The sequence below is a fragment of the Actinokineospora sp. genome (assembly GCF_050699995.1).
In the GTDB taxonomy this organism is placed as follows: Bacteria; Actinomycetota; Actinomycetes; order Mycobacteriales; family Pseudonocardiaceae; genus Actinokineospora.
This window is the reverse complement of the sequence record NZ_JBOHGC010000545.1, coordinates 1-1,745: the sequence shown is the minus strand read 5'-3', so window position 1 is coordinate 1,745 and position 1,745 is coordinate 1. Positions and strand designations below refer to the sequence as shown.

3 protein-coding genes are annotated in these 1,745 nt (G+C 66.1%); all 3 read left to right on the top strand.

The features are described 5' to 3' along the window. Window positions 1-499, top strand: a 499-nt coding sequence (locus ACRDSQ_RS26660) for an MmcQ/YjbR family DNA-binding protein (protein WP_431424743.1), incomplete at its 5' end; no start/stop codon positions are given. A 266-nt stretch (window positions 500-765) separates the two neighbouring features. Beyond that, window positions 766-993, top strand: a complete 228-nt coding sequence (locus tag ACRDSQ_RS26655; RefSeq protein ID WP_431424741.1) for a PRC-barrel domain-containing protein — start codon at window positions 766-768, stop codon at window positions 991-993. Further along, window positions 990-1,745 (top strand): YsnF/AvaK domain-containing protein (locus tag ACRDSQ_RS26650; RefSeq protein WP_431424739.1); only part of this gene is annotated, 756 nt, incomplete at its 3' end. The genes ACRDSQ_RS26655 and ACRDSQ_RS26650, both read left to right, overlap by 4 nt.

Genomic DNA, 1,745 nt, shown 5'->3' with positions numbered 1-1,745 from the left:
CCTCCGACCCTCCCCGGCCGCCACGCCACCCCGTTCCGCCACGAACATCGCCCCCGACTTGCCCGACCACTCCGCCACAGCTGCCAAGGAACCGCCCGATCGCTACAGTCGGCGCATGGCCACCTGGGAAGACGTCCGCCGGATAGCACTGTCACTGCCCGAGACCACCGAAGAGTCGTCCCGGGCCATGATCCAGTGGCGGGTCAAAGGCAAAGGCTTCGTCTGGGAGCGTCCGCTGCGCCGCGCCGATCTGGCAGCTCTCGGGGACTCCGCACCCGACGGCCCGATCCTGGCCGCCTACGTGGCCGATGTCGGGGAAAAGGCCGCCTTGATCGCGGACAACCCCGAGGTCTATTTCACCACTCCCCACTTCGACGGGTACGCCATCATCCTCGTGCGGCTCGACAAGATCGCAATCGACGAACTCGAGGAGTTGACCGTGGACGCGTGGTTGGCCAAGGCGCCCAAGCGACTCGCCGCCGAATTCCGGTCTCGCTGACCCCGCACGAATCCGCACGGCCCGACCGGGGAATATCCACACCGTAGCGGGTGCCACCCGATCGAGGGAGGCGGAATTCTACTGCCAGTGTCCGTTCGCGACCGTTCCGATAAACCCTGAGTCTACTCCATCAGATTTACCGAACATCTTCCCAGATCATTCCACCCTCTGTGTCGTAGTGCATTATTCAAGCACTTCAGCGCCAGGCCGCGAGGTTGCAGGACCACCAGCACCGGGTAAGTGTGATTCACAGGAGGTGGTACCTGATGACAATCTCCATGAAACCGCAAGATCTAATCGGACACGATGTATTCGACCCGGAAGGCGAACGCATCGGACAAGTGGAATCCGTTTATATCGGCGAGCAGTCGCACGAGCCGGAATGGGTGACCGTGCGGACGGGACTATTCGGCACTCGTGAGTCTTTCGTCCCGCTGAGCGGGGCCCGCGAGGAGACCGACGGCCTGCGGGTCGGGGTACGAAGAGCCTGGTGAAGGACGCCCCGCACATCGACTCCGGGCGCACCCTCACCGAGCAGGAAGGCATGGACCTGCGCCGCCACTACGGCCTGCCCATGCAGCGCGGCTCGACAGGTCCGGTGTCGCGGCCCGGCGGGCAGCAGCCCGGCCAGACCGTGACCGGCACCGGCATGACCGGCGCCCAGGGCGGCATGGCCCAGGACGGCATGGCCGGACGCCCGACCGGCAAGCACGGCACCGACAGGTCCGCGATGGGCATGGCGGGCACCGCGCCGCCGAGGAGCATGTCGAACCCGACCACCGCCGACCCCAGGGCGGGCCTGGACGACACTCAGACAATGATCCGCTCGGAGGAGCGGCTCAAGGTCGGCAAGGAGAACGTCGAGGCCGGGCATGTGCGCCTGCGCAAGCATGTCGAGACCGAGAAGCAGCAGGTCACGGTTCCGCTGAGCCACGAGGAAGTGCGGATCGAGCGCGAGCCGATCACCGAGGCGGACGCGGCCAAGCTCAGCGGGCAGACCGGCGACCTGGCCGACTCCGAGATCGAGATGACGCTCTACGAGGAGCGTCCGGTGGTCAGCAAGGAGCGGGTCGCGGTCGAGAAGCTGCGCATCAGCAAGGAACAGGTCACCGAGGAACGGACGATCACCGACGAGATCCACAAGGAGCGGTTCGACGTCGTCGATGATCGCGAGACGGGTGGCAAGCCCAAGCGCTGCCGTCAGCGCCGGGATCTCCGTCCGGTCGGGTCCGGTCCACTGTGGACC